This window comes from Streptomyces sp. NPDC005794, assembly GCF_042871445.1.
Lineage (GTDB): Bacteria > Actinomycetota > Actinomycetes > Streptomycetales > Streptomycetaceae > Streptomyces.
On sequence record NZ_JBIAIN010000004.1, the window covers coordinates 184660 to 210024 of the forward strand.

Sequence of the window (25365 nt, forward strand, 5' to 3'; positions counted from 1 at the left end):
GTGAGCGCCGCTTCCGTCAGGATGTTCGGAACGCATAAGCATTCTGGAGGGGACAGCGCAATGAGCTACAACCAGCCGGGTCCGTACGGTGGGCAGCCGCCACAGGGCCAGCCCGGACCGTACGGTCAGCAGCCCGGCCCGTACGGGCAGCAGCCGCCCGGCCCGTACGGCGGCCAGCCGCCGCAGGGACCCCCGCAGGGCCAGCCCGGCTACGGCTACCCGCAGCAGGCCCCCCAGGGCGTCCCGCCACAGCAGCAGCCCCCGCAGGGCTACGGCTACCCACAAGGACAGCAGCCGGGCCCGTACGGACAGCAGCCGCCCGTCCCGCCTTACGGCGGGCAGCAGGCATACCCGGGCATGCCTCCGCAGCCGGGTGCCCCGAAGAAGAAGACCGGGCTGATCGTCGGCGCGGCCGTGGTGGCGCTGGCCGTCGTGGCGGGCGGGGTGTACTTCCTGACCTCGGGCGGCGGCAACGGCGACGTGGCGGACTCCACCAAGGGGTACAAGCTGACGCCGGCCGCCTCGGTGGACGACTACAAAAGGGCAGCGCCGACGAAGTCCACCGCCCTGACGGGCACTACGAAGACCCAGGCCGAGGCTCTGGGGATCCAGAACGCGAACCGGGTGAACGCCACATACCTGAGCGGTGACGCCAAGGCGGTGGCGAAGGCTCTCGGGTTCACGGGCTACTGGGGCGAGATCAACGACCCCGCGAAGACCCTCGAGCTCGCCCTCAGCGATCCCAAGCAGGCGGGGCAGGGTGATGACGCCACGTTCGTCGGCGATGCCGAGGCCGTCGAACCCGACGGCTTCGAAGGCGCGCTGATGAAGTGCCGGAACGCCAAGGTGATCAACAAGGACGGCGACGGCACACCGGAGAACGGGCCCAAGGAAATCATCACACCCGTCTGCGTGTGGTCCGACCACAGCACCCTGGCGATCGTCGTAGGCGCCGACCGCGGCGCACTGTTGGCTGGCAAGTCCATGCCCCAGAACGATGTGGCGACCCTCGCCGCCAAGCTGTACAACACTTCCCGCACCAAGGTCTAGCTGCAAGCGGTCAGAAGGTCCGGTCGATCAGACGCCCTGACGAAGGGGCGCCCGGCCGTCGGCCGGGCGCCCCTTCGTGTGTGCCGTCGTCGCTGCCGCTACGCGGACTTCTCGTGGCGGCCGCCGTCGTTCTTGCCGATCGTGCGCGGTTCGCGCGGGACCAGCGTCGGGTTGACGTTGTTGCGGACGACGTCCGGGGTGATGACGACGCGGGCCACGTCCTTGCGGGACGGGACGTCGTACATCACGGACTGGAGGACCTCTTCCATGATGGCGCGCAGACCGCGCGCGCCCGTCTGGCGGAGGATCGCCTGGTCGGCGATGGCCTCGAGCGCCTCCCGCTCGAACTCCAGCTCCACACCGTCGAGTTCGAACAGGCGCTGGTACTGCTTCACCAGTGCGTTGCGCGGCTCGATCAGGATCTGGAGCAGCGCCTCGCGGTCCAGGTTGTGGACCGAGGTCAGCACGGGGAGGCGGCCGATGAACTCGGGAATCATCCCGAACTTCACCAAGTCCTCCGGCATGACCTCCTGGAACTGGTCGCTCGCCTGGATCTCCAGCTTGGAGCGGATCGTCGCGCCGAAGCCGATGCCCTTGGCACCGGCCCGCGACTCGATGATCTTCTCCAGACCCGAGAAGGCGCCGCCCACGATGAACAGCACGTTCGTCGTGTCGATCTGGATGAACTCCTGGTGCGGGTGCTTCCGTCCGCCCTGCGGCGGTACGGAGGCGGTGGTGCCCTCCAGGATCTTCAGCAGGGCCTGCTGGACGCCCTCCCCGGACACATCGCGGGTGATCGACGGGTTCTCGCTCTTGCGGGCGACCTTGTCGATCTCGTCGATGTAGATGATCCCGGTCTCGGCCTTCTTGACGTCGTAGTCCGCGGCCTGGATCAGCTTCAGCAGGATGTTCTCGACGTCCTCGCCGACATAGCCGGCCTCCGTCAGCGCCGTCGCGTCCGCGATGGCGAACGGGACGTTGAGCATGCGGGCCAGCGTCTGCGCGAGGAGCGTCTTGCCGGAACCCGTGGGGCCCAGCAGCAGGATGTTGGACTTGGCGAGCTCGATCGCGTCGTCACGATTCGCGCCGCCGCCGTTCTCCCCGGCCTGGACCCGCTTGTAGTGGTTGTACACAGCGACCGAGAGGGCCTTCTTCGCGGGCTCCTGCCCGACGACGTACCCCTCGAGGAACTCGTAGATCTCGCGCGGCTTGGGGAGCTCCTCCCACCGCACCTCGGAGGTCTCGGCGAGCTCCTCCTCGATGATCTCGTTGCAGAGATCGATGCACTCGTCGCAGATGTACACACCGGGTCCCGCGATGAGCTTCTTCACCTGCTTCTGGCTCTTTCCGCAGAACGAGCACTTGAGCAGGTCGCCGCCATCACCGATGCGTGCCACGAGGTGCTTCCCCTTCGCCTGGGAGCAGCCTGGTTCAGCGGCTCCTGGTGCCTCTATCCGACGGTACCTTGCCTGGCCCCCCGTTCGGGCCCCCCTTGGCACGGTTCACACGGCCGGGGCCGTGGATACGGGATGTGCCAAGGGGAAAGACCGACGTCAGACGGACGCGCCTGCGGTTGTCTTACGGGTGGAGACAATCTGGTCCACCAGACCGTACGCGAGTGCGTCGTCGGCGGTAAGGATCTTGTCGCGCTCGATGTCCTCGCTGATCTTCTCCAGCGGGGTCGTGGAGTGCTTCGCCAGCATCTCCTCGAGCTGGGTGCGCATCCGCAGGATCTCGTTGGCCGCGATCTCCAGGTCGGAGAGCTGCTCACGGCCGGTCTGCGAGGACGGCTGGTGGATCAGCACACGGGCGTGCGGGAGCGCCATGCGCTTGCCCGGGGTGCCCGCGGCCAGCAGGACGGCGGCGGCGGAGGCCGCCTGGCCCATGCAGACCGTCTGGATGTCCGGCTTCACGAACTGCATCGTGTCGTAGATCGCGGTGAGCGCGGTGAACGAGCCGCCGGGGCTGTTGATGTAGATCGAGATGTCGCGGTCCGGGTCCATCGACTCCAGGCACAGCAGCTGCGCCATGACGTCGTTGGCCGAGGCGTCGTCGATCTGGACGCCGAGGAAGATCACGCGCTCCTCGAAGAGCTTCGCGTACGGGTCGTACTCACGCACACCCTGCGAGGTGCGCTCCACGAAGCGCGGGACGACGTAGCGGTTGTCCACCTGCGGGCCGGTGTAGAGGCCGCTCGCGGAGGCGCCGGAGAAGTTGTTCATGTGGGTGTTCACCATCCTGGTGGCGTTCATGTGGGCTGGAGGTCTCGGCGTACGAGAGGGTGCGGGGTCGTGCACGCCCGGATCAGGCGCCGGTGCCGCCGCCGCCCGGGATGCCCGACGCGACCGAGATGATCTCGTCGATGAGGCCGTAGTCCTTGGCCTCCTCCGCCGTGTACCAGCGGTCGCGGTCGCCGTCGCGGATGATCGTTTCCACGGTCTGGCCGGAGTGGCGGGCGGTGATCTCGGCCATCCGCGTCTTCGTACGGAGCAGGTACTGCGCCTGGATCTTGATGTCCGAGGCGGTACCGCCGATGCCGGCCGAACCCTGGTGCATGAGGATGTCGGTGTTCGGGAGCGCGAAGCGCTTGCCCGCCGTGCCACCGGTGAGCAAGAACTGGCCCATGGAGGCCGCCATGCCCATACCGATGGTGACCACGTCGTTCGGGATGTACTGCATGGTGTCGTAGACCGCCATGCCGGCCGTCACCGAACCGCCGGGGCTGTTGATGTAGAGGTAGATGTCCTTGTCGGGTTCCGCGGCAAGGAGCAGAAGCTGTGCGGTGATCTTGTTGGCGATGTCATCGTCGACCTGCTGACCGAGGAAGATGATGCGCTCGCCGAGCAGTCGGCTGTAGACCTGGTCACCGAGGCCTCCACCGAGGGACGGCTCTCCGGCGGCGTAGGGCATCAGATTCGTCACGTATCCACCTGCTCGTCTCTGACGGCTCCGGCCGTCTCAGCGTCTTCGTACCGGATAGGCCGGGACTACCCGACCCTTCCTCTTCATGGACCCTAACGCGCAGGTGGGACAACGCCATCCCGCTTCCCCAACTGTTCGCTGGGAGCGCAAGGTAAGCAGTCCGCACAAGGGTTCCCGGGGGCGGTCCCGGGTGCGTCGGGCGGCGTGGACCGATACGGCGGCGGGCCCCGGACGCGATACGTCCGGGGCCCGTCGTGCGGATCAGATCAACGAGCGGAGCGAGGCTCAGGCCTCGTTCTTCTCGTCCTTCTTCTCGTCGGCTGCCTCGGTGGTGCCCTCGGCGGCCTCGACCGTCTCGGTGGCCTCGTCCGTGACGTCCGCCGCGTCCGCCGCGTCCTCATCGTCCTCGAGCTCGACGACCTCACCGTTGGTGTCGACGACCTTGGCGGCCTCGACGACGACGGCGAGCGCCTTGCCGCGGGCGACCTCGCCGACGAGCATCGGCACCTGGCCGCCTTCGACGACGGCCTGGGCGAACTGGTCGGGGCTCATACCGGAGGACTGCGCCCGCCGCATGAGGTGCTCGGTGAGCTCCTCCTGGTTGACGTTCAGCTTCTCCTTGTTGACGAGCTCGTCCAGGATGAACTGGGTCTTGATGCCCTTGACGGCCTGCTCGGACGTCTCGTTCTCGAACTCCTCCAGGGTCTTGCCCTGGATCTCGAGGTACTTCTCCAGGTCGAGACCCATCTGACCGAGCTGGTGGTGCTCGAGGTTGTGCTTGCGGGTCTGGACCTCGTCCGCGAGAAGCTTCTCGGGGATCGGGACCTCGGCCAGCTTCAGCAGCTCCTCGAGGACGCGCTCCTGGGCCTGGGTGGCCTGGTCGTACTGCTTGGTGTTCTCGAGGCGCTTGCGGCTGTCCTCGCGGAGCTCGGCGAGCGTGTCGAACTCACTCGCCATCTGCGCGAAGTCGTCGTCCAGCTCGGGCAGTTCGCGGGAGGCGACGGTGGTGACCTTGACGGTGACCTCCGCTTCCTTGCCCTCGGCCGAGCCGCCCTTCAGCTCGGAGGTGAAGGTGGCCTCGCCACCCGCCTCCAGGCCGGTCACGGCCTCGTCGATGCCTTCGAGGAGCTCGCCGGAACCGATGGTGTACGAGACACCCGCGGCCACGCCGTCCTCGAGGACCTCTCCGTCGACCTTGGCCTCCAGGTCGATCGTCACGACATCGCCCTCGGCGGCGGCGCGCTCGACCGGGTTGGTCGAGGCGAAGCGCTCACGGAGCTGCTCCACGGCCTTGTCGACTTCTTCTTCGGTGACTTCGAGTGCGTCCACGGTGACCTCGATGCCGGAGTAGTCCGGAATCTCGATCTCGGGACGGACATCCACCTCGGCGGTGAAGGCCAGCAGTTCGCCGTCCTTGAGCTCGGTGATGTCAACCTCGGGCTGGCCCAGAACGTTGAGCTCACCCTCGTTGACAGCCTCGGTGTAGAACTTCGGAAGGGCGTCGTTGACGGCCTCCTCCAGCACAGCACCACGGCCGAACCGCTGGTCGATGACGCGGTTGGGGATCTTGCCCTTACGGAAGCCCTTCACCGTGACCTGCTGGTTGATCTTCTTGTACGCCGCGTCGAGGCTGTCCTTGAGCTCCTCGAAGGGCACCTCGATGCTGAGCCGAACCCGAGTCGGGTTCAGGGTCTCCACGGCGCTCTTCACGGTTCGGTCTCCTTGGTGGCTGACTTCTTGGGGTTCTGCTGGGCCGCCGAGAGGCGGCTTCGCGGATCGAGCCCGGTACATCAGACACACGGGCACGCAATTTGCATAGTAACGGCAAGGGGGAGGACTCCCACAATGCGATCTTGCTGGTGGTCGGGGTGGCCGGATTCGAACCGACGACCTTCCGCTCCCAAAGCGGACGCGCTACCAAGCTGCGCCACACCCCGTCGGTGCGACACGTAGGGTACATGCAGACGGGCCTCGCGTCGGCCGCTTCGGTCAGGTCGTCGCGGAGGCGACCACCGGCCCGTCACATGGGCACACCGATACGGGTGTGCGCGCACCGTCTCCGACCCGCTACGATGCTTTCCGTACCGCGGTCCACCGGACCCGCTGTGCGGCGCTTGCGGGCGTAGCTCAATGGTAGAGCCCTAGTCTTCCAAACTAGCTACGCGGGTTCGATTCCCGTCGCCCGCTCCACGTGAAGGGCCGGCCCGGAGGAGAGATCCTCCGGGCCGGCCCTTTCGGTTACGCGCTCCTCGCCTTTCCGTACTACTCGGTGGCCAGGGCCTCGCGCATCGCCTTCACGGCGGGCGTCGGGTCGTAGCCCTCGGGGACGCCCTCGACCAGGATGATGTCGCCCTCGATGTGCCGTGAGCGCAGCGGCGCGATCTCCCGGTAGGCGGGCGAGTCCCACCAGGCCCGCGCCTCGTCGATCCCCGGGAAGCCGATCATCACGACGTGTCCGGGCCAGTCGCCCTCCTTCACCTCGTGCGGCGTCATGTGCACGAGGTAGCGCCCGCCGTACACCTCGAAGGTGGCGGGAAGCCGCTCGATGTACTCGGCGATGTCCGGGTGCGGGTCGGCCTCTCGCAGGTGCGCTATGACATAGGCGGGCATGACTGTCCTTCCGATCCGTGAGGCTCCGGCACGTCCCGTGCGCGAAGGGCATGCGTGTATGCCCCGACGGCATCGCCCGGCCGGGGTCGACGCGCGCACGCGCGTGCGTCAGAAGCTGATCTGGTTGATCGTTTCGGCTATCGAGTTCATGAATCTGTTGATCGACGGCGCCATGCCCGTCGAAGCGAGGAAGAAGCCGAAGAGCACGGCGACGGCCGCCGGCCCACCCTTGAGGGATCCGCCGCGGATGAACACCACCAGGACGATTCCCAGCAGAAGTACCACAGACAGTGAAATGGCCACGACTGATCACACCCTTGGTCGGTCCGCCTTGCCGGCCCGGTGGCGTGCGGCCCAGCACGCCCCGTCGAGTACATCGTGCCACCAACTCCCCTGTGCCTGCTGCCGGGTAATGGGGCGGGACGGCAGGATCCCGCCATCCTGACGCGCGCGTGCGCCGGGGCGTGGCTCGGCGCACACGGTCGCTCGGCGGTGGCAGCGCGGGCCGCGCGGGCCGCGCCCATTCCCTGTGAACCCGCTGTGCGCAGGGCAGTTCGAATATTGCTCGATCTGATCGTTTCCATATCCCCACACTTCATTCACAGTGATATGCCGGAGTTCGTGCGACGAATTTCACTCGCGCCAACCTCCAGACGATATGCACCATTTAAGCGGGAAGAATCATCACGTAGCGGGCGACCGCCGGTGGTTTCACTTCTGAATGGCCGGGAACGCGCGATATTTCTTGGGGTTTTACGCATACCGATCGGCGGGTCTAAGGTGCATGAGATGTCCAAAGCTCCGAGTGAAATTCAGAGGGCCCCGATCACCCCGGAGAGCCGGGAGTCGGAGCCGAGACGCGAACAGACCCTGACGGCCCCGGGGGCGCCCTCCCCCACCATCGGGAGCGCACCGGACCGCACCGGGACGCCCGCACCGGCCAAGCGTCGTGACGCGTACTTCGACAATGTGAAGTACCTCGCGATCGTGCTCGTCGCCGTGGCCCACGCGTGGGAGCCGGTGATGGACGGCAGCCGCACGGCACGAGCGCTGTACATGGTCGTGTACACGTTCCACATGCCGGCGTTCATCCTCGTCTCGGGCTATTTCTCACGGTCGTTCGACATGAGCTCGGCCAAGGTGAAGCGCCTCGTGACCGGGGTCGTGGTGCCCTACGTGCTCTTCGAGACCGCGTATTCGCTGTTCAAGCGGTACGCCGGCGGCGAGGCCGACACGTCCGTCACCCTGCTCGACCCTCTGTTCCTCACCTGGTTCCTGATCGCCCTGTTCATCTGGCGGGTCACCACTCCGCTGTGGCAGTCCCTGCGCCACCCGCTCCCGGTCGCCCTCGCGATCGCCATGCTCGCCTCGGTGTCGCCGGGCATCGGTGACGACCTGGATCTGCAGCGCGTCTGCCAGCTCCTGCCGTTCTTCGTGCTCGGCCTCCTGATGAAGCCCGAGCACTTCCAGCTGGTCCGGCGGCGCGAGGTGCGGCTGCTGTCCCTTCCCCTGTTCGCCGGGGCCGCGGTCTTCGCCTACTGGGCCGAGCCGCACATGCGGCTCGGCTGGTTCTACCGCAGCAACAGCGCCCAGGAGATGGACTTCCAGTGGTGGACGGGGCCCGTGATGACCCTGGCGATGTTCGGATGCGCGATGCTGCTCACGATCGCGTTCCTCGCCTGGGTGCCGCGCCGCCACATGTGGTTCACGGTGCTGGGGGCCGGGACGATCTGCGGCTACCTGCTGCACGGCTTCCTGGTGAAGGGCGCCGGCTACTACGGCCTGTTCGACCGCTACGAGTGGCTCTCGGGCCCCGTGGGACTCGTCGTCGTCTCTGTCGTCGCGGCCGTCGCCGTCACCCTGCTGTGCACCCCGCCGGTCCGGCGCGCGCTGCGTTTCGCCACGGAGCCGGACATGAACTGGGCGTTCCGCCGGAGCCCCGCCAAGCGTTGAGCCTGTCCGGATCGGCCCCCTTCCGCCGGGGCCGGTCCCGTCAGGACGTCAGCCCGCGTCGGGGTTGGCTTGATCCCGCCGTTCGTCGGGCCTCACACCCCCGTCGAGCCCCAACAGGCCGCGTACCTGCGCATATTTCTCGGTCAGCCGGGTACGGGTCGCCGGTTCCAGGACCGCCAGCCGGTCCGGGTCCGCGTTGTGCGCCAGATCCGACTCCTTGATCAGCAACGCACCGGGCGTGGCGAGAATCCGCCTGGTGTACGTGAAGAGGTCCTCGCCGTCCCGCCTGGTGACGGCGAGGACCATTTCCTTCACCCGCCGGGACAGCGGGGCCTCGTCCAGCCACTGCCGGGACAGCGCGCCGTCCTCCACCGCGTCGTGCAGCCAGGCCGCGGCCATCTGCTCCTCGCCGCCGCCCCGGATCCGCACACCCTCGGCCACCGCGGCCAGATGCTCCACGTACGGGCGCCCCGCCTTGTCGGTCTGTCGGCGATGGGCCTCGCGGGCGATCGCCTCCACCTGGGCCAGGGTCAGATACGGGTTCGGCATGGGCCGACTGTACGCCGGGCGTCGCGGCGCTTCGACGGGTCCACGAGTGCACACCGAATCGTTCGGTAAACTAATTACTGACGATTCCTTGACGCACCCTTGACCGAACGAAGGAGACGGGCTCATCGGACACGCAGACACGCTCATCGCCATGGGGGGCGCGTTCCTCGCCGCCGCCGTCCTCGCCCGCGTCGGCGGCCGCATCGGACTGCCGACCATCCCCCTGTTCATCCTCGCCGGGATACTGCTCGGCCCTCACACGCCAGGGGTCGTCCTTCTCGACGATCCGCACGACCTGGAGATGCTCTCCGCACTCGGGCTGGTGCTGCTGCTCTTCTACCTCGGTCTCGAGTTCCACCTGGACGACCTGAAGAAGGGCGGGCGCAAGATGGCGCTCGCCGGCGGCACCTATCTCGTCCTGAACGTCGGCGCGGGTCTCGGCTTCGGCTTCGCGCTGGGCTGGGGCACCTCGGAAGCACTGGTGCTCGCGGGTGTGCTCGGCATCTCGTCGTCGGCCATCGTCACCAAGGTCCTGGTGGACCTCGGCCGGATCGGCAGTCCCGAGACGCGGCCGATCCTCGGCATCATCGTCGTCGAGGACGTCTTCCTCGCCCTCTATCTGGCCGCCCTGCAGCCGATCCTGTCCGGTGCCGACAGTCTCGGGGCCGCGGTGCTCGACGGCGGCAAGGCCTTCGGCTTCCTGCTGCTGCTCGCCCTCCTGGCCCGGTTCGGCACGAAGGTCATCGGCAAACTGTTCGACACCAAGGACGACGAGCTCCTCGTCATCTCCTTCCTCGGTGCCGCCGTCTTCGTGGCCGGGGTCTCGGAGTGGTTCGGGGTCGCCGACGCGATCGGTGCGTTCATGGTCGGTCTGATGCTGGGCAGCACCGCCTCGGGCACCCGCATCCTGAAGCTGGTGCATCCACTGCGTGACGCGTTCGGTGCGATCTTCTTCTTCGCCTTCGGACTGTCCATCAACCCCGGCGACCTGCCGAGCGTGGTGTGGCCGGTGCTGGCGGCCGTCGCCGTGACGGTGGCGATGAACGTCTTCGCCGGGATGGCCACGGCCAAGATCTACACATTCGGCCCGCAGGCCACCGCGAACATCTCCACCACCCTGCTGGCGCGCGGTGAGTTCGCGCTGATCCTCGCCACGATGGCCGCGGGTGCGGGCCTGGACGAACGGCTCTCCCCGTTCATCGCCGGGTACGTACTCCTGCTCGCGGTCCTCTCGCCGCTGGCGGCCGGGCGCTCCCACTGGCTCGCCCGGATCCTGCCCGGAGGCCGTACCCGGGACAAGGAGGCCGACAAAGAGGCGGTACCCGTCTGAGTGAGCCGGGAGCTGACGGACATCCCGGGTGCGGGGGCTGCGGCCTGGCACCCGGGATGGCGTAGCCGTAAAGACTTCACGTTCGGGTGATGGGCGAGTGCCCCGTTTGACGCCTGTACCGTTTCAACCGCTTCCGTACGGTTCAGGCGCGACGGGACAGCAGCAGGAGAGCACGGTCGTCGTTGACGTCCTTCGCGCAGGCCTCGATCAGATGCCAGGCCGCACCCTCGAAGCCCGTCGCGACATAGCGGTCGGCCTCCCCGGTCAGCCGGTCGATGCCGTCGGCGATGTCCCGGTCGGACGCCTCCACCAGACCGTCCGTGAAGAGCATCAGGACGTCCCCGGGCGCCAGCGAACCCTTCACCGCGTCGAACTCCGCCCCGTCGTACACACCGAGCAGGGGTCCTTCGGCGACCTGCTCCTCCCACTGGCCGCTGCCCGCGTGCAGCTGCAGGGCGGGAGGGTGGCCGGCCGAGAGGAGTTCGTAGTCGCCGGACTCCAGGTCCAGGACGAGATGGATGGAGGTGGCGAAGCCCTCGTCCCAGTCCTGGCGCAGCAGATAGCCGTTCGCCGCGGGCAGGAAGCCGTGCGGCGGCAGGGATCCCAGGAGGCCGCCGAAGGCTCCGGACAGCAGCAGGGCGCGGGAACCCGCGTCCATGCCCTTGCCGGACACATCGGTGAGCACGACTTCCAGGGTGCGTCCGCCGTTGGTGCGGGCGGCGACGACGAAGTCGCCGGAGAAGGACTGGCCGCCGGCCGGGCGCAGCGCCATCTCGCGGTGCCAGCCCTCGGGGAGCCGGGGCAGGGCGCTCTGGACCCGGATCCGCTCGCGCAGGTCGAAGAGCATCGTGCCGCCGCGTCGCCACGGCACCCCGACCCTGGCCCGGAACTGGGCGATGACCAGCCCGAAGAAGCCGCAGGCCGCGACGACCAGGACGGTGCCCGGGGTGACCCGGGCAGGCCCGTCCGCGTACGGGCCGAGGACGAAGGACTCCACGATCAGGGCGGCTGCCGCGGTCGCGTAGAGGCTCAGCAGGCTGGCCGGCCGCAGCAGCAGACCGCCCGCCACGATCGGCAGGGCCAGGGCGGCCGGTGAGCACCACACCGGGTCGAGCAGCGTGAACCCGGTGATCACCGGGATGGTGACCAGCAGACCGGCCAGGGCTATCCAGTCGGAGCCGTCACCGCGGAAGTAGTCGACACCGGATCTGCGCAGCGCGACGCGCGCCCGGTGCGCTGATCTTCGCCACCGGGCGGGATAGGTCTCTGGTCCTCTGCGACGTGCCATTGTCGGGACCTTATCCATCCGACGGCCTCCGGTGCAGGGGGACCTGGTGCCGAAGTGTTCGAAAGTGGGTCGCCCTGGTCGGCGCGGCCCTGGTAAGCAGGGCTCATGAGCACGGAATTGCGCGTGTTGACGGCCTCGGAGTGGGACACCTGGCTCGGCTGTACGGAGTTGGCGTTCGGCGGCGTACCCATCTCCCCCGAGGGGCGCGAGATGTACGCGTCGCTGACCGAGCCGCAGCGCGCGATCGGCCACTGGGACGGCGCGGAGTGCGTGGGAACGGCCGGTGCCCACAGCTTCCGGGTGACCGTGCCGGGCGGAGCCGCGGTTCCTGCCGCGGGAGTCACCATGGTGACCGTGGCCGCGACGCACCGCAGGCAGGGGCTGCTGACGGCGATGATGCGGCGCCAGTTGGACGACGTCCGCTCGTGGGGGGAGCCGCTCGCGGTGCTGCTGGCTTCGGAGCCCGGTATCTACGGACGGTTCGGCTACGGTGCGGCCACGACGGAGATGAACCTGCGGATCGACACCTCCCGTGCCCGCCTGGCACTCCCCGCGGGCACGGACGCGGTGCGGATGCGCCGGTCGTCCCCGCTGGAGGCGCTCGATGCCTGCGAGGCGGTGTACGCGCGGCTGGCGGAGACCCGGCCCGGAACGCCCGTACGCCGGCCCGGCTGGGAGCGGATGCCCGTGAACGACCCGGAGAGCACGAGGAAGGGGGGCTCCCCGCTGCAGTGCGTGCTCGCGGAGCGGGACGGTGAGGTGCTCGGGTACGCCACGTTCGGCCTGAGGCCGTCCTGGGACGAAGCCGGTCCCCGGGGCACGGTGGCGGTGCGTGACCTGGCGGCGCTGGACCCCGCCTCGTACGCGGCGCTGTGGCGCTTCCTGTGCGGGATCGATCTGATGTCGGTGGTCGAGTGCCACAACCGGCCGCCGGACGACGCCGTGCTCCGGTTGGTCTCCGACGTCCGGCGCTGCGAGGTGCGGCTGCGGGACGGGCTGTACGTACGGCTGGTCGAGCTGGGTGCGGCGCTGGAGGCCCGGACCTACCGGACACCGGTCGACGTGGTGCTGGAGGTGGAGGACACCTTCTGCCCGTGGAACGCGGGGCGTTGGCGGCTGACCGCCGGCGCGAAGGGCGACGCCGTCTGCCGGCGGACGGACGAAGAGCCCGAACTGGCCCTTTCCGTCTCGGCGTTGGCATCCGCTTACCTGGGCGGGGTGTCGCTGACGACGCTGGCGGCGGCCGGACAGGTGCGGGAGACACGTGCGGGCGCTCTGGCCGAGGCCGCGCTCGCGTTCTCCTCGGACGTACAGCCGTGGTGCCCGCACGGTTTCTGAGCCCGTGCGGCTACCGCCGCGGTGCGGACGGCTGGCAGGACGGGCACCAGAAGAGGTTGCGGGCCGCCAGGTCCGCCGTACGGATCTCGGTGCCGCAGATGTGGCACGCCTGCCTGGCCCGTCGGTAGACGTACACCTCGCCGCCGTGGTCGTCGACCCTCGGGGGCCGGCCCATCGCCTCCGGCAGGTGCTCGGGGCGGACGGTGTCGATGCGGTTGTTCCGCACGCCCTCGCGCATCAGGACGCCGAGGTCGGTCCAGATCGCGTCCCACTCACCCCGGGTGAGGTCCCTGCCGGGGCGGTACGGGTCGATGCCGTGCCGGAAGAGGACCTCGGCGCGGTAGACGTTGCCGACGCCCGCGACGACCCTCTGGTCCATCAGCAGGGCGGCCACGGTGACGCGGCTGCGGGAGATCCGTTGCCAGGCCCGCTCGCCGTCCTCGTCGGCGCGCAGCGGGTCCGGGCCGAGCCGGTCGTGTATCGCGCGCTTCTCGGGGCCGGTGATCAGGGCGCATGTGGTGGGGCCGCGCAGATCGGCGTGGTGGGCGTCGTTGAGCAGGCGCAGCCGGACCGTGTCGGTGGGCGGCGGCGCCGGAACCGTACCGAAGCCGAGCTTGCCGAAGAGGCCGAGGTGGATGTGGACCCAGGCCGAACCCTCGAAGCCCAGGAAGAGGTGCTTCCCATGGGCGTCGACACCGGTGAAGGTCCTGCCGTCCAGGAGTTCCGCGCTGCCGGAGAACTTGCCCTGGGGGCTGCTCACCCGCACCGGACGGCCGGCGAACCGCTCGTGGTGGTCGGCGGCGAGGCGGTGGATCGTATGCCCCTCGGGCACGGCGGGTCTCCTGGTCACGCGTGTGTGCCGCCGGGTGTACGGCCCGGCGGCACAGGGAAGCGGATGCGGGCCGTTCAGCCCTGCTGCGGGTGGTGGGCCGGGACCGGGGGGAGCTCGCCGGTGTCCTCGTACCGCGCCAGCATCTCGATGCGGCGGGTGTGGCGCTCCTCACCCGAGTACGGGGTGCTCAGGAAGATCTCGACGAACGTGGTGGACTCCTCCACCGTGTGCATCCGGCCGCCGATGGCCACCACGTTGGCGTCGTTGTGCTCACGGCCGAGCGCGGCGGTCTGCTCGCTCCAGGCGAGCGCGGCGCGGACGCCCTTGACCTTGTTCGCGGCGATCTGCTCGCCGTTGCCCGAGCCGCCGATGACGATGCCGAGGCTGTCCTTGTCCGCGGCCGTCCGCTCGGCGGCGCGGAGGCAGAACGGCGGGTAGTCGTCCTGGGCGTCATAGATGTGGGGACCACAGTCGACGGGCTCGTGGCCGTGGGCCGTGAGCCACGTCACCAGATGGTTCTTCAGTTCGTAGCCAGCATGATCGGAGCCGAGGTACACGCGCATGCAGCGAAGTGTGGCACGAGCGGGGACGGGTAGCCGTCAGCGGGGTCGGGACACACAGCGCCGTGCGAGGACTCCGGTCCTGTGGGCAGAACCACTCGGGCAACGATCGGGTCAAGGACCGGATGAGGGGGTTCCGATTCTGGTGCCGCACGGGCTTGAATGCGTGACCTTGCCTCCACCACCCCCGCAGAGGCAAGACCCGACACACGGTGATCAGAAAACGTAAGGATTCGATCCATGACGTCGCAGACGACTCTGGCTGGACCGGGCCAACAGCCCGGCGAGCCGGGTAAGCCGGACTCCTCCGGCGGGCTCCAGGCCGGTCTCAAGAACCGTCATCTCTCGATGATCGCCATCGGCGGCGTGATCGGAGCGGGCCTCTTCGTCGGCTCCGGCGCCGGCATCGCCGCGGCGGGCCCGGCCATTCTCCTGTCGTACGCGCTGGTCGGCCTGATGGTCGTCTTCGTCATGCGGATGCTCGGCGAGATGGCCGTCGCCCGGCCGAGCTCCGGCTCCTTCTCCGCGTACGCCGACCAGGCCCTGGGCCGCTGGGCCGGCTTCTCCATCGGCTGGCTGTACTGGTTCTTCTGGGTCGTGGTGCTCGCCGTCGAGGCCACGGCGGGTGCCAAGATCCTGGAGAGCTGGGTCCCCGGCGTGCCGCAGTGGGCATGGGCCCTGATCGTCATGGTGGTGCTCACGGCGACCAACCTGGTCTCCGTCGGCTCGTACGGTGAGTTCGAGTTCTGGTTCGCCGGGATCAAGGTCGTGGCCATCGGCGCGTTCGTCGTCGTCGGCCTGCTCGCCGTCTTCGGCCTGCTGCCGGGCGCGGACAACGCGGGGTCCGGCCTCGCCCACCTCACGGACACCGGCGGGTTCTTCCCCGAAGGGCCGGGAGCCATCCTCACGGGTGTGCTGATGGTCGTCTTCTCCTTCATGGGCAGCGAGATCGTGACGCTGGCGGCCGGGGAGTCCGAGGACCCGCGGCGCGCCGTCTCCAAGGCCACCAACAGCGTGATCTGGCGTATCGCCATCTTCTACCTGGGCTCGATCTTCGTCGTCCTCACCCTGCTTCCGTGGAACGACCCGTCGATCGTCGAGGACGGTTCGTACGTCGCCGCTCTGAACGTCATCGGTATCCCGCACGCCGGCCAGGTCATGGACGTCATCGTGCTGACGGCCGTCCTGTCCTGTCTCAACTCCGGCCTCTACACGGCCTCGCGCATGGCCTTCTCGCTGGGACAGCGGGGGGACGCGCCCACGGCGTTCGCCAAGGTGAACAAGCGGGGCGTACCGCAGGCGGCGATCCTGTCGTCCGTCGTGTTCGGCTTCGTCGCCGTGTTCTTCAACTACCAGTGGCCCGACACGGTGTTCGCGTTCCTGCTGAACTCCTCGGGCGCGGTGGCCCTGTTCGTGTGGCTGGTGATCTGCTTCACCCAGCTGCGGATGCGCGGCATCATCCTGCGTGAGTCGCCCGAGAAGCTCGTCGTACGGATGTGGCTCTTCCCGTATCTGACCTGGGCGACGATCGCGATGATCTCGTTCGTCCTCGTCTACATGCTGACCGACGACGCCGGGCGTGAGCAGGTCCTGCTCTCGCTGCTGGTCGCGGCCCTGGTCGTGGGCGTCTCGTTGGTGCGCGAGGCCCGCAGCCGGAAGGCGAAGGCGGCGGCACCGACCGAGTGACCCGTACGCACACCTGACGGCGGAGGTCAGGGGCACCCGGAAACACCAGAGGCTCGCCGGTCCGTCATGACCCGGCGAGCCTCTTCGGTGATGTCCGCGGTGTCAGCCGCGACGCCCGACGAGCTTCCAGGAGGCGGGCAGCGCCCCCATGGCCAGCGCGGCCTTGAGTGCGTCGCCGATCAGGAACGGCACCAGGCCGGCCGCGACGGCGGCGCTGATCGACATGCCGGTGGAGAGCGCCAGGTAGGGCACGCCGACGGCGTAGATGACGAGGGAGCCGACCGCCATGGTGCCCGCGGTGCGCAGCACGGACCGGTCACCGCCGCGGCGGGCCAGACCGCCGACGACCGTGGCGGCGAGCAGCATGCCCAGCACGTATCCGAACGACGCGCCGCCCGGACCGGAGGTGCCCTCGGAGAACCACGGCATGCCGGCCATGCCGACGAGCGCGTACAGGGCGAGGGAGAGGAAGCCGCGGCGGGCGCCGAAGGCGGTGCCGATGAGCAGCGCGGCGAAGGTCTGGCCGGTGACGGGGACCGGGGAGCCGGGGACGGGCACGGCGATCTGGGCCGCGATGCCGGTGAGGGCGGCGCCGCCGACGACCAGGGCCGTGTCCACGGCGTAGCGGTGCCGGGCTGCGGGCAGCAGGTCGGCGAGGACCGCTCCGGTACGGGTGGGGGCGGCAGCAGTGCTCATCGGGACTCCGCGGGTGAGGTCGGCAGGCAGGGACGGACTGGGGGTGACGTTAGCCGACGGCACCTGGCCCGATCACCATCAGCCGCCGACAAAGCGACGGTTGAGCGGGTAGTCGGGTTCGGACAAAGACCGTTGCGCAATCACCGAACGGCGTGATGCAGGTCACGGAGGTGGGGGTGTGCCGGGCCCGCCGTTCGGGAAGGGGAGCCACCCCGTGGGACTGTAGGTTCCCCATAAAATGATCCGAGAGTGATCCACAGCTCATGCACGACGCGCCCCCCACGCACTCCCCCGTACCGTCCGAGCCCCTGGCTCACGGCCTGAAGCAGCGCCATCTGACGATGCTCGGTCTGGGCGGGGTGATCGGCGCCGGTCTCTTCGTCGGGTCGGGTGCCGGGATCGCGGTCGCCGGGCCGGCCGTCGTCGTCTCGTATGTGATCGCGGGCGCGCTCGCGATGCTGGTGATGCGGATGCTCGGCGAGATGTCGGCGGCGATGCCCGCGTCCGGGTCGTTCTCCGTGCACGCGGAACGCGCGCTGGGCCGCTGGGCCGGCTTCAGCGTGGGCTGGCTCTACTGGTTCCTGCTGGTGGTGGTGCTCGCCGTGGAGGCGACGGCCGCCGCGCAGATCGCCCACGGCTGGGTGCCCGCGATGGATCAGTGGCTCTGGGTGCTGCTGTTCATGGTGGTGTTCACCGTGGCGAATCTGACGGCTGTGAAGAACTTCGGCGAGTTCGAGTTCTGGTTCGCCGCGCTGAAGGTGGCGGCGATCGTGGCCTTCCTGGCACTCGGCCTGCTGGCCGTCCTGGGCGTCCTGCCGGACACCGGTCCGGTCGGGCTGACGAACCTCACCGGCCAGGGAGGCTTCCTGCCGAACGGCTGGGACGGCGTGGTCTCCGGTGTGCTCACCGTGGTGTTCGCCTTCGGCGGGCTGGAGGTCGTGACGATCGCGGCGGCGGAGACCGACGATCCGGCCCGCGCCGTGGGGCGTGCGGTGCGCAGCGCGGTGGTGCGCATCCTCTTCTTCTACGTCGGTTCGATGCTGGTGATCGTGACCGTGCTGCCGTGGACCGCTCAGCAGGCCGGGCTCAGCCCCTACGTGAAGGTCCTGGACTCGATCGGGGTGCCGTCGGCCGGGCAGATCATGAACATCGTGGTGTTCGTGGCGCTGCTCTCGGCGCTCAACGCCAATCTGTACGGCTCCTCCCGGATGATCTTCTCGCTGGCCGAGCGCGGCGAGGCGCCGCGCGGGCTGCTGAAGGTGACGGGCGGGCAGGGGGGCGGAGTCCCCCGGCGGGCCGTACTGGCGTCGGTGGCCTTCGGTTTCGTCTCCGTACTGCTCAATCTCCTGTGGCCCGACACCGTCTTCCTCTACATGCTCAACTCGGTCGGGGCGGTCCTGCTGTTCGTCTGGGGCCTGATCGCCGCCTCGCAGCTTCGGCTGCGGCGCCGGATCGAACGGGAGGCGCCGGGCGCCCTGGCGCTGCGGATGTGGTGCTTCCCCTATCTGACGTGGGTGACCCTGGCCGGTCTGCTGGCCGTCCTGCTGCTGATGCTCACCGATGACGTGGCCCGTCCGCAGGTGCTGTGGTCGGCGGGGGCCACGGCGCTGGTGCTGCTCGTCGCGGCCGTGCGGGAGCTGCGGGCGAGACCGTAGGCGGGTGAGCACCTTGTGTGAGGCTCGTGACCGTATAGCGGACGACCGTTCCCCCTGGACGGGGCCGGTGGCCAGACTGTGGGCCGACCTCCGTCCCGACCAGTGAACTGAGCCTGTCCATGTCCCGGACCTCCGCGCCGCCCCCCACGGACGCCGCCCCCGCTGCCGACTCCGCGCTCACCCATGGCCTCAAGCAGCGCCATCTGTCGATGATCGCCCTGGGCGGTGTGATCGGGGCCGGGCTGTTCGTCGGCTCCGGTGCGGGCATCGCCGCGGCCGGTCCCTCGATCGTCGTCGCGTACGGCGTCTCCGGACTGCTGGTCATGTTCGTGATGCGGATGCTGGGGGAGATGTCGGCGGCCAATCCCGCGTCCGGCTCCTTCTCCGTCCACGCGGAACGGGCGATCGGGCCGTGGGCGGGCTTCACCGCCGGGTGGTCGTTCTGGGTGCTGCTCTGTGTCGCCGTGGGACTGGAGGGCATCGGAGCCGCCCAGATCGTGACGGGCTGGCTGCCCGGTACGCCGGAGTGGGCCTGGGTCGCCCTGTTCATGGTGATCTTCCTCGGTACGAATCTGGCCGCCGTGAAGAACTTCGGCGAGTTCGAGTTCTGGTTCGCCGCGCTCAAGGTCATCGCGATCACGCTCTTCCTGGTGCTGGGCATCCTCGCGATCCTGGGCGTGCTGCCCGGCACGGACTCCCCCGGCACCACGAACCTCACCGGGGACGGCGGCTTCATGCCCCACGGTTCCGAAGGCCTCATCATCGGTCTGCTCGCCTCCGTCTTCGCGTACGGCGGTCTGGAGACCGTCACCATCGCGGCGGCCGAGTCCGAGAACCCGGTGCAGGGCGTCGCCAAGGCGGTGCGTACGGCGATGTGGCGCATCGCCGTCTTCTACATCGGTTCGATGGCGGTCATCGTGACCCTCGTACCGTGGGACGACCCCACGGTCGCCGAGGTCGGCCCGTTCTACGCGATGCTCGACCACCTCGGCATCAGCGGCGCCGCGGAGATCATGAACGTGGTCATCCTGGTCGCTCTGCTCTCCGCGATGAACGCCAACATCTACGGCTCCTCGCGCATGGCCTGCTCGCTCGTCGCCCGCGGCCAGGGCCCCAAGCTGCTCGGCACGATCTCCTCGGGCGTCCCGCGCAACGCCGTGCTCGCCTCCTCGGTCTTCGGCTTCCTGTGCGTGCTGCTCAGCTACTGGCGCCCCGAGGACGTCTTCCCCTGGCTCCTCAACATGATCGGCGCGGTGATCCTCGTCGTCTGGATCTTCATCGCGGTCTCCCAGCTGATCCTGCGCCGCCGGACGGAGCGCGAGGCCCCGGACCGGCTCGTCGTCCGGATGTGGCTCTTCCCCGGCCTGACGATCGTGGCGCTGGCCGCCATGGCCGGCGTCTTCGTCCTGATGCTGCGCCAGCCCGACACCCGCGACCAGCTGCTGGCGACCGGGGCACTGACCGCGGTGCTGATCGTGACCGGTCTCGTGCGGCAGAAGCGGACGGCGCGCGGCAGCGCCCCGGCCCAAAACTGAGTGCGTGCGGCACGGCCGTTCTGCGAGGGTGCTCCCATGAACCCCCTCCCCCCGGATCCGGCCGTGCTGCACCCCATGCCCGGGCAGCCGCGTGTCGTGCAGCTCCAGCCGCTGGTCACGTCCCCGCTCATCGAGGTCGGCGCGTACTCGTACTACGACGATCCCGATGACGCGACGGCGTTCGAGACCCGCAACGTGCTGTACCACTACGGTCCCGAGAAGCTCGTCATCGGCCGCTTCTGCGCGCTGGGCACCGGGGTCCGGTTCATCATGAACGGCGCCAACCACCGCATGGACGGCCCGTCCACGTTTCCGTTCCCCACCATGGGCGGTTCCTGGGCCGACCACTTCGACCTGCTGACCGGGCTGCCCGGCCGGGGCGACACGGTGGTCGGCCACGACGTGTGGTTCGGCTACCGGGTGACGGTGATGCCGGGCGTCCGGATCGGGAACGGCGCGATCATCGCCGCCGGTTCCGTCGTCACGTCCGACGTACCGGACTACGGCATCGTCGGCGGCAATCCGGCGAAGCTGCTCCGCACCCGCTACGACGAGGCGGACATCGTCCGGCTCCTCGCCGTGGCCTGGTGGGACTGGCCGGCCGAGCACATCACCGCGCACGTCCGCACCATCATGTCCGGCAGCGTCGACGACCTGGAGGCCGCCGCTCCTCAGCCGGACTGAGCCCGCAGGAGGACCTCGCCCACCTCCGTACGGAAGTAGAGGACCGAGCGGCCCGACCGCCGGCGCCCGGCCAGGCCGGCGTCGAACAGGACCTTCAGGTGCCGGCCCACCGAGCCCAGGCCCTGGCCGGTGAGCGCCACCAGATCGGTGGTGCTCCTGGGGTGGTCGAGCAGCACGAGGACACCGGCCCGCGCGGGCCCCAGCAGCCGGCCGAGACCGTCGGGGACCACGGGCCGGTCGGCGTCCGACAGGGTGCCGGAGCAGGCGTACACGACGGCGTACCGTTGCGCCGCCGCGTCCCAGGACACCCAGCCCTGGCGTGGTGTGACGGGGACGAACACCAGCCGTACGCCGACGAGTTCACGCGGCGGGTAGTCCCGCGGGTTGACCTGGAGACGGCTGCCGCCCAGCCAGCGCATCCCGGGGTTCATCGCGTCCAGCGCCGCGGCCCAGCCGCCCTGGCTCAGTTGTCCGGCGCGGGCCACGACGTCCGCCTCGATGATCCGGCGGCGGCGCGGCCAGTCCGGGAGCACGATGCGCTCCCATACCCATTCCAGCAGGTCAGCCGCCTTCTGCGGCAGATCGGGGCGGTGCAGTGCGGTCGGCAGCGGGCCGCCCCTGGACACCTCCAGGTCGGCGCGCGCCTCGTCGGGGGATGTTTCGCGCATCCGGGACAGGTCCTGGGCGAACGTGGTCCCGCCGGTGGGCGTGGGAGTGAGGAAGTCCGCGTTCCAGTGGCCGCCGAGGCCGGTCCGTACGAGCTGTGCGGTGACCGGGTCGTCGGCGAGACGCTCCAGGTAGGCCGGCCGGTGGGCATCCAGCCACGCGCGTTCCGCCGGGTTCGAGGGCGTCCCTCGCTCCAGTGCCTGGAGTGTCGCCGTGGTCTCGGACAGCTCCGACACGACGAAGCGCCCGGCGGCCAGGGTGTCCGCGTTGACCTGCCACCAGCCCATGGTTTCGCCTCCGCGCGAAAGAGTAACGGCCGTACCGACGGCTCGCCGAGACTCCCCGGCATGCTCACCTACCGGGACGTCTTCCGTGTGCCGCAGTTCGGCCCCCTCTTCGCGACGAGTGCCCTGCAGGGTGCCGCCTCGACGACGAGCGGACTGGCCCTGGGTGTCCTCGTGTTCACCACGACCGGGTCACCGCTGCTCTCCGCCCTCTCCATGTTCGGTGCCTCCCTCGCCCAGTTGATCGGCGCGACGCTGCTGATGTCGGCGGCCGACCGGCTCCCACCACGTGGAGCGCTGAGCGGCGCGGCCCTCGCCTTCGGCATCGGAACCGCCGTCCTGGCCGTACCCGGACTGCCGTTGCCGCTGATGTTCGCCGTCGTCCTGGGCGAGGGGGTGGTCGCGGCGGTGATCGGCGGGGTGCGGTACGGGCTGCTCAACGAGGTGCTGCCCAAGGACGGCTATCTGCTGGGGCGTTCGGTGCTCAACATGTGCTCCGGCACCATGCAGGTCTGCGGCTACGCGGCCGGTGGCGTGCTGATCGCCGTGCTGTCCCCGCGCGGCACCCTGCTCGTCGCGGCGGCCCTCTACGTGGCCGGCGCCGCTTCCGCCCGGTTCTGCCTGGCACACCGGCCGCCCCGGGCGGCCGGTCGGCCGTCGGTGGGCGAGACCTGGCGGACCAACGCGCTGCTGTGGTCCTCGGCGCCCCGGCGGCGCGTGTACCTCGCGCTCTGGCTGCCCAACGGGCTGGTCGTCGGCTGCGAATCGCTGTTCGTCCCCTACCGGCCGGACCGGGCGGGGCTGCTCTTCGCCTGCGCGGCGCTCGGGATGCTGGCCGGGGACACAGTGACGGGCCGCTTCGTACCGCCCCGGTGGCGGGGACGGCTGGGAGTGCCGCTGCTCCTGCTGCTCGCCGTGCCGTACCTCCTGTTCGCGCTGCGGCCGGAGCTGCCCCTGGCCCTAGTCCTCGTGGCCCTGGCCTCGACCGGCTTCTCGGCGAGCCTGCTGCTCCAGGAGCGCCTGATGGCCCTGACCCCGGTCGCGATGACCGGCCAGGCCTTCGGCCTGCACTCCTCCGGGATGCTCGCCATGCAGGGCGTGGCGGCGGCACTCGCGGGCACCCTCGCCCAGCGGAGCTCCGCCGCGACGGCGATCGCGGTGCTGGCCGTGGCCTCGGTCGCGGTGACATCGGCCCTCGCACCGGGACTGCGGCGCGACCGCGCGACCCTCCCCCGCGAGGGGGTGACGCTCACACCGCCCGGCCGAGCGCGATCCTGAGCAGGGGCAGTTCGCGCCCCGGGATCGAGCCCGAAGGAGTGGCCCCGATCCGGGCGGCTCCCATCGCCGTGTAGAACGGCTCGGCGTTCGGGTCGGCGTCGATGGTGAGCGCCTCGAAGCCGAGCCGCCGGGCCTGCGTCATGGTGTGCCCGAACAGGAGCCGGCCCACGCCACGGCCGATGACCTCGGGCTCGACGAACATCATGGCGAGCGCGCCCTCGGGTGGCTCCCCGGACAGGGCGGTGAAGCCCAGGACACGGCCGTCCTGCTCCGCGACCGCCGCGCGCCCGTCGCCCATCTCGTCCGGGCGCACGGTCAGTTCGTCGCGGCATGCCGCCAGGAACGCCTCGTCGTAACCCCAGTGGGCTTTGGACCGCAGGGCCATCTCCGTCAGTGCCGCGGCCTCTTCGGGCCGCCCCGGTCGTAGCTTCATGTCCCGCCTCCCGCGTCGCCTGCCAGGAACCGTACCCAAGACCCGTTCCCATGGCCGTACATGAGGCGGCAAGCCGCTGTCCGCCCCGGCGTGTCACTCGCTGTGCTTTGGTGGTTGCTCCGCGCCTACCGAGGAGCCCGCATGTCATTCCCTCATCCGCGACGCCGCTCGATCCTCCTGGCGGCAGCGGCCGTCTCCGCCGCCGCGACGGCGCCCGCCGCCGCCTCCGAACCGCACGGGGCCGGTGGAGGCCCGCTCGTCATCGGCCACCGGGGCGCCGCCGGCTGGCGGCCCGAACACACCGCCGGCGCCTACACGTTCGGGGTGCGCGCCGGGGCCGACTGGATCGAGCCCGACCTGGTCCCGACGAAGGACCACGTCCTGGTGGTGCGCCACGAGAACGAGATCTCGGGCACCACCGACGTGGCCCGGCACGAGGAGTTCGCCGGCCGCCGCACGACGAAGACGGTGGACGGGCGCGCCGTCACCGGCTGGTTCACCGAGGACTTCACCCTCGCCGAGCTGAAGACCCTGCGCGCGGTGGAGCGGCTCCCCCTGGTCCGCAACCGCAACACGGTCTTCGACGGCCGTGAGCAGATCATGACCTTCCAGGAGGTCGTCGACCTGGCCCGCGCCCTGTCGAAGGAGCACGGCCGCCGCATCGCGGTCTTCCCGGAGACGAAGCACCCGGTGTACTTCCGCTCGATCGGGCTCCCCCTGGAGCCGGAGCTCATCAGGCTGGTCCGCCGCAACCGGCTGACCGCCCGCGACTGCGTCGTCCAGTCCTTCGACCCGTCGAGCCTCCGTGAGGTGGCCGCCGCGCGCCTGGGGCTCCCGCTGTGGCAGGCACTGGGGACGAGCGGCGGACCGTACGGCCACCCGTTGACGTACAAGGAGATGATGACGCCGGCGGGGCTCCGCGAGATCGCCTCGTACGCCGGGTGGATCGGCCCGGACAAGTCCTCACTGGTGCCGCCGCTCACCCTGCTGGAGGACGCGCACGCGGCCGGCCTGAAGGTCGGGGCGTACACCTTCCGCGCCGAGAACCAGTACCTCCCGGCCGAGTACCGGAAAGGCACCGCGCCGAACGACTTCGGTGACGCGTTCGCCGAATACGCCTTCCACTTCGGCCGGGGCGTGGACGCCGTCGTGACGGACTTCCCCGACCTGGCGGCGATCGCGCGCGACGCCCTCCGGTCCTAGGACGAACGACTGATCACCTTCGGCCCTTCCTCCTGCTAGCCTGCACTTGCGACTGAGTTGCAATAACCACCAGGTAGCAGTTGGAGGGTTCGAACCCATGGCCACGTACACGCTTCCGGAACTCCCGTACGACTACGCGGCGCTCGAACCGGTCATCAACCCGCAGATCGTCGAGCTCCACCACGACAAGCACCACGCCGCATACGTCAAGGGTGCGAACGACACCCTGGAGCAGCTGGAAGAGGCCCGCGACAAGGAGGCCTGGGGTGCGATCAACGGCCTCCAGAAGAACCTCGCGTTCCATCTCTCCGGCCACATCCTGCACTCGATCTACTGGCACAACATGACCGGTGACGGCGGCGGCGAGCCCCTCGCGGCGGACGGTGTGGGCGACCTGGCCGACGCCATCACCGAGTCCTTCGGTTCGTACGCCGGCTTCAAGTCCCAGCTGACGAAGGCCGCGGCCACCACGCAGGGCTCCGGCTGGGGCGTCCTCGCGTACGAGCCGGTCAGCGGGAAGCTGATCGTCGAGCAGGTCTACGACCACCAGGGCAACGTCGGGCAGGGCTCGGTCCCGGTCCTGGTCTTCGACGCCTGGGAGCACGCCTTCTACCTGCAGTACAAGAACCAGAAGGTGGACTTCATCGAGGCCATGTGGCGCGTCGTCAACTGGCAGGACGTGGCGAAGCGCTACGCCGCCGCCAAGGAGCGCGCGGACGTGCTGCTGCTCGCCCCCTGACGGAGGGGCCCGAGCGTCCTGCCTCGTGATCGTCTTCTCAACCTTCACCGGGCAGGCGGATGGACGGAGAGCCC

The 25365-nt window shown here is 69.5% G+C and carries 24 protein-coding genes and 2 tRNA genes; 12 read left to right on the forward strand and 14 right to left on the reverse strand.

From position 1 onward, the window contains the following. The first annotated feature begins 60 nt into the window (after nt 1-60). On the forward strand, nt 61-1050 hold the full coding sequence (locus ACFYQ5_RS07940; RefSeq protein ID WP_389194657.1) for a hypothetical protein: 990 nt from the start codon (nt 61-63) through the stop codon (nt 1048-1050). A 98-nt stretch (nt 1051-1148) separates the two neighbouring features. Here ACFYQ5_RS07940 and clpX read toward each other — a convergent pair whose 3' ends face one another. The 5 genes from clpX to ACFYQ5_RS07965 form a co-directional block, all read right to left on the reverse strand. Continuing rightward, nucleotides 1149-2447, reverse strand: a complete 1299-nt coding sequence (clpX, locus tag ACFYQ5_RS07945) for an ATP-dependent Clp protease ATP-binding subunit ClpX (RefSeq protein ID WP_389194659.1) — start codon at nt 2445-2447, stop codon at nt 1149-1151. A 156-nt stretch (nt 2448-2603) separates the two neighbouring features. Then, nucleotides 2604-3287 (reverse strand): ATP-dependent Clp protease proteolytic subunit, encoded by a 684-nt coding sequence (locus ACFYQ5_RS07950; RefSeq protein ID WP_031091966.1) that lies wholly within the window; start codon nt 3285-3287, stop codon nt 2604-2606. A gap of 67 nt (nt 3288-3354) precedes the next feature. Beyond that, entirely contained in the window at nt 3355-3960 is a 606-nt protein-coding gene (locus tag ACFYQ5_RS07955; RefSeq protein ID WP_167748643.1) for an ATP-dependent Clp protease proteolytic subunit, read from the reverse strand. Between the two features lie 297 nt (nt 3961-4257). Then, a complete protein-coding gene (tig, locus tag ACFYQ5_RS07960) occupies nt 4258-5682 on the reverse strand; it encodes a trigger factor (RefSeq protein WP_389194662.1) in 1425 nt (474 codons plus the stop codon). 150 nt (nt 5683-5832) lie between these two features. Next, nucleotides 5833-5909, reverse strand: a tRNA-Pro gene (locus ACFYQ5_RS07965). A 179-nt stretch (nt 5910-6088) separates the two neighbouring features. Here ACFYQ5_RS07965 and ACFYQ5_RS07970 point away from each other — a divergent pair. Next, nucleotides 6089-6162: transfer RNA gene (locus tag ACFYQ5_RS07970), tRNA-Gly, on the forward strand. A gap of 72 nt (nt 6163-6234) precedes the next feature. On the opposite strand, the gene ACFYQ5_RS07975 is transcribed toward ACFYQ5_RS07970, so the two are convergent. Both ACFYQ5_RS07975 and ACFYQ5_RS07980 read right to left on the reverse strand, forming a co-directional pair. After that, nucleotides 6235-6582 (reverse strand): DUF1330 domain-containing protein, encoded by a 348-nt coding sequence (locus ACFYQ5_RS07975; RefSeq protein WP_389194665.1) that lies wholly within the window; start codon nt 6580-6582, stop codon nt 6235-6237. A gap of 108 nt (nt 6583-6690) precedes the next feature. Then, nucleotides 6691-6885, reverse strand: a complete 195-nt coding sequence (locus ACFYQ5_RS07980; RefSeq protein ID WP_389194668.1) for a hypothetical protein — start codon at nt 6883-6885, stop codon at nt 6691-6693. A 486-nt stretch (nt 6886-7371) separates the two neighbouring features. On the opposite strand from ACFYQ5_RS07980, the gene ACFYQ5_RS07985 reads away from it, so the two are divergent. After that, nucleotides 7372-8535 carry an acyltransferase family protein gene (locus tag ACFYQ5_RS07985; RefSeq protein WP_389194671.1) on the forward strand — a complete coding sequence of 388 codons (1164 nt, stop codon included), beginning with the start codon at nt 7372-7374 and terminating at the stop codon, nt 8533-8535. A gap of 48 nt (nt 8536-8583) precedes the next feature. Here the strand turns inward: ACFYQ5_RS07985 and ACFYQ5_RS07990 are convergent, their stop codons facing one another. Continuing rightward, nucleotides 8584-9084, reverse strand: a complete 501-nt coding sequence (locus tag ACFYQ5_RS07990; RefSeq protein ID WP_389194674.1) for an HD domain-containing protein — start codon at nt 9082-9084, stop codon at nt 8584-8586. A 151-nt stretch (nt 9085-9235) separates the two neighbouring features. On the opposite strand from ACFYQ5_RS07990, the gene ACFYQ5_RS07995 reads away from it, so the two are divergent. After that, nucleotides 9236-10414, forward strand: a complete 1179-nt coding sequence (locus tag ACFYQ5_RS07995; protein ID WP_389194677.1) for a cation:proton antiporter — start codon at nt 9236-9238, stop codon at nt 10412-10414. A 142-nt stretch (nt 10415-10556) separates the two neighbouring features. Here ACFYQ5_RS07995 and ACFYQ5_RS08000 read toward each other — a convergent pair whose 3' ends face one another. Further along, a complete protein-coding gene (locus ACFYQ5_RS08000; RefSeq protein WP_389194680.1) occupies nt 10557-11702 on the reverse strand; it encodes a PP2C family protein-serine/threonine phosphatase in 1146 nt (381 codons plus the stop codon). 105 nt (nt 11703-11807) lie between these two features. Between ACFYQ5_RS08000 and ACFYQ5_RS08005 the strand changes: the two genes are divergently transcribed. Next, entirely contained in the window at nt 11808-13040 is a 1233-nt protein-coding gene (locus tag ACFYQ5_RS08005; protein WP_389194683.1) for a GNAT family N-acetyltransferase, read from the forward strand. A gap of 10 nt (nt 13041-13050) precedes the next feature. Here the strand turns inward: ACFYQ5_RS08005 and ACFYQ5_RS08010 are convergent, their stop codons facing one another. Then, the gene (locus ACFYQ5_RS08010; RefSeq protein ID WP_389194685.1) at nt 13051-13872 is read right to left on the reverse strand and encodes an Fpg/Nei family DNA glycosylase; all 822 of its coding nucleotides are present in this window, start codon (nt 13870-13872) and stop codon (nt 13051-13053) included. A gap of 74 nt (nt 13873-13946) precedes the next feature. Beyond that, the gene (locus ACFYQ5_RS08015; RefSeq protein ID WP_389194688.1) at nt 13947-14435 is read right to left on the reverse strand and encodes a ribose-5-phosphate isomerase; all 489 of its coding nucleotides are present in this window, start codon (nt 14433-14435) and stop codon (nt 13947-13949) included. A gap of 237 nt (nt 14436-14672) precedes the next feature. Here ACFYQ5_RS08015 and ACFYQ5_RS08020 point away from each other — a divergent pair, with 237 nt between their 5' ends. Further along, nucleotides 14673-16118, forward strand: a complete 1446-nt coding sequence (locus ACFYQ5_RS08020; RefSeq protein ID WP_389194691.1) for an amino acid permease — start codon at nt 14673-14675, stop codon at nt 16116-16118. A 102-nt stretch (nt 16119-16220) separates the two neighbouring features. Here ACFYQ5_RS08020 and ACFYQ5_RS08025 read toward each other — a convergent pair whose 3' ends face one another. Continuing rightward, entirely contained in the window at nt 16221-16814 is a 594-nt protein-coding gene (locus ACFYQ5_RS08025) for a biotin transporter BioY (RefSeq protein ID WP_389194694.1), read from the reverse strand. Between the two features lie 263 nt (nt 16815-17077). Between ACFYQ5_RS08025 and ACFYQ5_RS08030 the strand changes: the two genes are divergently transcribed. From ACFYQ5_RS08030 to ACFYQ5_RS08040, 3 genes are all read left to right on the forward strand, one after another. Continuing rightward, complete coding sequence (locus ACFYQ5_RS08030) at nt 17078-18469, forward strand: amino acid permease (protein ID WP_389194697.1); 1392 nt, start codon at nt 17078-17080, stop codon at nt 18467-18469. Between the two features lie 119 nt (nt 18470-18588). Further along, nucleotides 18589-20004 carry an amino acid permease gene (locus ACFYQ5_RS08035; protein WP_389194700.1) on the forward strand — a complete coding sequence of 472 codons (1416 nt, stop codon included), beginning with the start codon at nt 18589-18591 and terminating at the stop codon, nt 20002-20004. A gap of 36 nt (nt 20005-20040) precedes the next feature. After that, nucleotides 20041-20688, forward strand: a complete 648-nt coding sequence (locus ACFYQ5_RS08040; protein ID WP_389194702.1) for a CatB-related O-acetyltransferase — start codon at nt 20041-20043, stop codon at nt 20686-20688. Here the strand turns inward: ACFYQ5_RS08040 and ACFYQ5_RS08045 are convergent. Next, the gene (locus ACFYQ5_RS08045) at nt 20676-21641 is read right to left on the reverse strand and encodes an ArsR/SmtB family transcription factor (RefSeq protein ID WP_389194704.1); all 966 of its coding nucleotides are present in this window, start codon (nt 21639-21641) and stop codon (nt 20676-20678) included. The genes ACFYQ5_RS08040 and ACFYQ5_RS08045 overlap by 13 nt on opposite strands. Before the next feature lie 60 nt (nt 21642-21701). Between ACFYQ5_RS08045 and ACFYQ5_RS08050 the strand changes: the two genes are divergently transcribed. Then, the gene (locus ACFYQ5_RS08050; protein WP_389194707.1) at nt 21702-22916 is read left to right on the forward strand and encodes an MFS transporter; all 1215 of its coding nucleotides are present in this window, start codon (nt 21702-21704) and stop codon (nt 22914-22916) included. On the opposite strand, the gene ACFYQ5_RS08055 is transcribed toward ACFYQ5_RS08050, so the two are convergent. Beyond that, a complete protein-coding gene (locus ACFYQ5_RS08055; RefSeq protein ID WP_389194709.1) occupies nt 22888-23349 on the reverse strand; it encodes a GNAT family N-acetyltransferase in 462 nt (153 codons plus the stop codon). The two genes, ACFYQ5_RS08050 and ACFYQ5_RS08055, sit on opposite strands and share 29 nt — an antisense overlap. A gap of 141 nt (nt 23350-23490) precedes the next feature. Between ACFYQ5_RS08055 and ACFYQ5_RS08060 the strand changes: the two genes are divergently transcribed. Together ACFYQ5_RS08060 and ACFYQ5_RS08065 are read left to right on the forward strand one after the other, a co-directional pair. Next, nucleotides 23491-24552 carry a glycerophosphodiester phosphodiesterase family protein gene (locus tag ACFYQ5_RS08060; RefSeq protein WP_389194712.1) on the forward strand — a complete coding sequence of 354 codons (1062 nt, stop codon included), beginning with the start codon at nt 23491-23493 and terminating at the stop codon, nt 24550-24552. Between the two features lie 97 nt (nt 24553-24649). Continuing rightward, entirely contained in the window at nt 24650-25291 is a 642-nt protein-coding gene (locus ACFYQ5_RS08065; protein ID WP_389194714.1) for a superoxide dismutase, read from the forward strand. Nucleotides 25292-25365: the final 74 nt, after the last annotated feature.

Coding starts and splice junctions, on each gene's coding strand:
- ACFYQ5_RS07940 (WP_389194657.1), top strand. CDS start 61: ATGAGCTACAACCAGCCGGGTCCGTACGGTGGGCAGCCGCCACAGGGC.
- ACFYQ5_RS07950 (WP_031091966.1), bottom strand. CDS start 3,287: ATGGTGAACACCCACATGAACAACTTCTCCGGCGCCTCCGCGAGCGGC.
- ACFYQ5_RS07955 (WP_167748643.1), bottom strand. CDS start 3,960: ATGCCCTACGCCGCCGGAGAGCCGTCCCTCGGTGGAGGCCTCGGTGAC.
- ACFYQ5_RS07975 (WP_389194665.1), bottom strand. CDS start 6,582: ATGCCCGCCTATGTCATAGCGCACCTGCGAGAGGCCGACCCGCACCCG.
- ACFYQ5_RS07985 (WP_389194671.1), top strand. CDS start 7,372: ATGTCCAAAGCTCCGAGTGAAATTCAGAGGGCCCCGATCACCCCGGAG.
- ACFYQ5_RS07990 (WP_389194674.1), bottom strand. CDS start 9,084: ATGCCGAACCCGTATCTGACCCTGGCCCAGGTGGAGGCGATCGCCCGC.
- ACFYQ5_RS07995 (WP_389194677.1), top strand. CDS start 9,236: ATGGGGGGCGCGTTCCTCGCCGCCGCCGTCCTCGCCCGCGTCGGCGGC.
- ACFYQ5_RS08000 (WP_389194680.1), bottom strand. CDS start 11,702: ATGGCACGTCGCAGAGGACCAGAGACCTATCCCGCCCGGTGGCGAAGA.
- ACFYQ5_RS08005 (WP_389194683.1), top strand. CDS start 11,808: ATGAGCACGGAATTGCGCGTGTTGACGGCCTCGGAGTGGGACACCTGG.
- ACFYQ5_RS08015 (WP_389194688.1), bottom strand. CDS start 14,435: ATGCGCGTGTACCTCGGCTCCGATCATGCTGGCTACGAACTGAAGAAC.
- ACFYQ5_RS08020 (WP_389194691.1), top strand. CDS start 14,673: ATGACGTCGCAGACGACTCTGGCTGGACCGGGCCAACAGCCCGGCGAG.
- ACFYQ5_RS08025 (WP_389194694.1), bottom strand. CDS start 16,814: ATGAGCACTGCTGCCGCCCCCACCCGTACCGGAGCGGTCCTCGCCGAC.
- ACFYQ5_RS08030 (WP_389194697.1), top strand. CDS start 17,078: ATGCACGACGCGCCCCCCACGCACTCCCCCGTACCGTCCGAGCCCCTG.
- ACFYQ5_RS08035 (WP_389194700.1), top strand. CDS start 18,589: ATGTCCCGGACCTCCGCGCCGCCCCCCACGGACGCCGCCCCCGCTGCC.
- ACFYQ5_RS08040 (WP_389194702.1), top strand. CDS start 20,041: ATGAACCCCCTCCCCCCGGATCCGGCCGTGCTGCACCCCATGCCCGGG.
- ACFYQ5_RS08045 (WP_389194704.1), bottom strand. CDS start 21,641: ATGGGCTGGTGGCAGGTCAACGCGGACACCCTGGCCGCCGGGCGCTTC.
- ACFYQ5_RS08050 (WP_389194707.1), top strand. CDS start 21,702: ATGCTCACCTACCGGGACGTCTTCCGTGTGCCGCAGTTCGGCCCCCTC.
- ACFYQ5_RS08055 (WP_389194709.1), bottom strand. CDS start 23,349: ATGAAGCTACGACCGGGGCGGCCCGAAGAGGCCGCGGCACTGACGGAG.
- ACFYQ5_RS08060 (WP_389194712.1), top strand. CDS start 23,491: ATGTCATTCCCTCATCCGCGACGCCGCTCGATCCTCCTGGCGGCAGCG.
- ACFYQ5_RS08065 (WP_389194714.1), top strand. CDS start 24,650: ATGGCCACGTACACGCTTCCGGAACTCCCGTACGACTACGCGGCGCTC.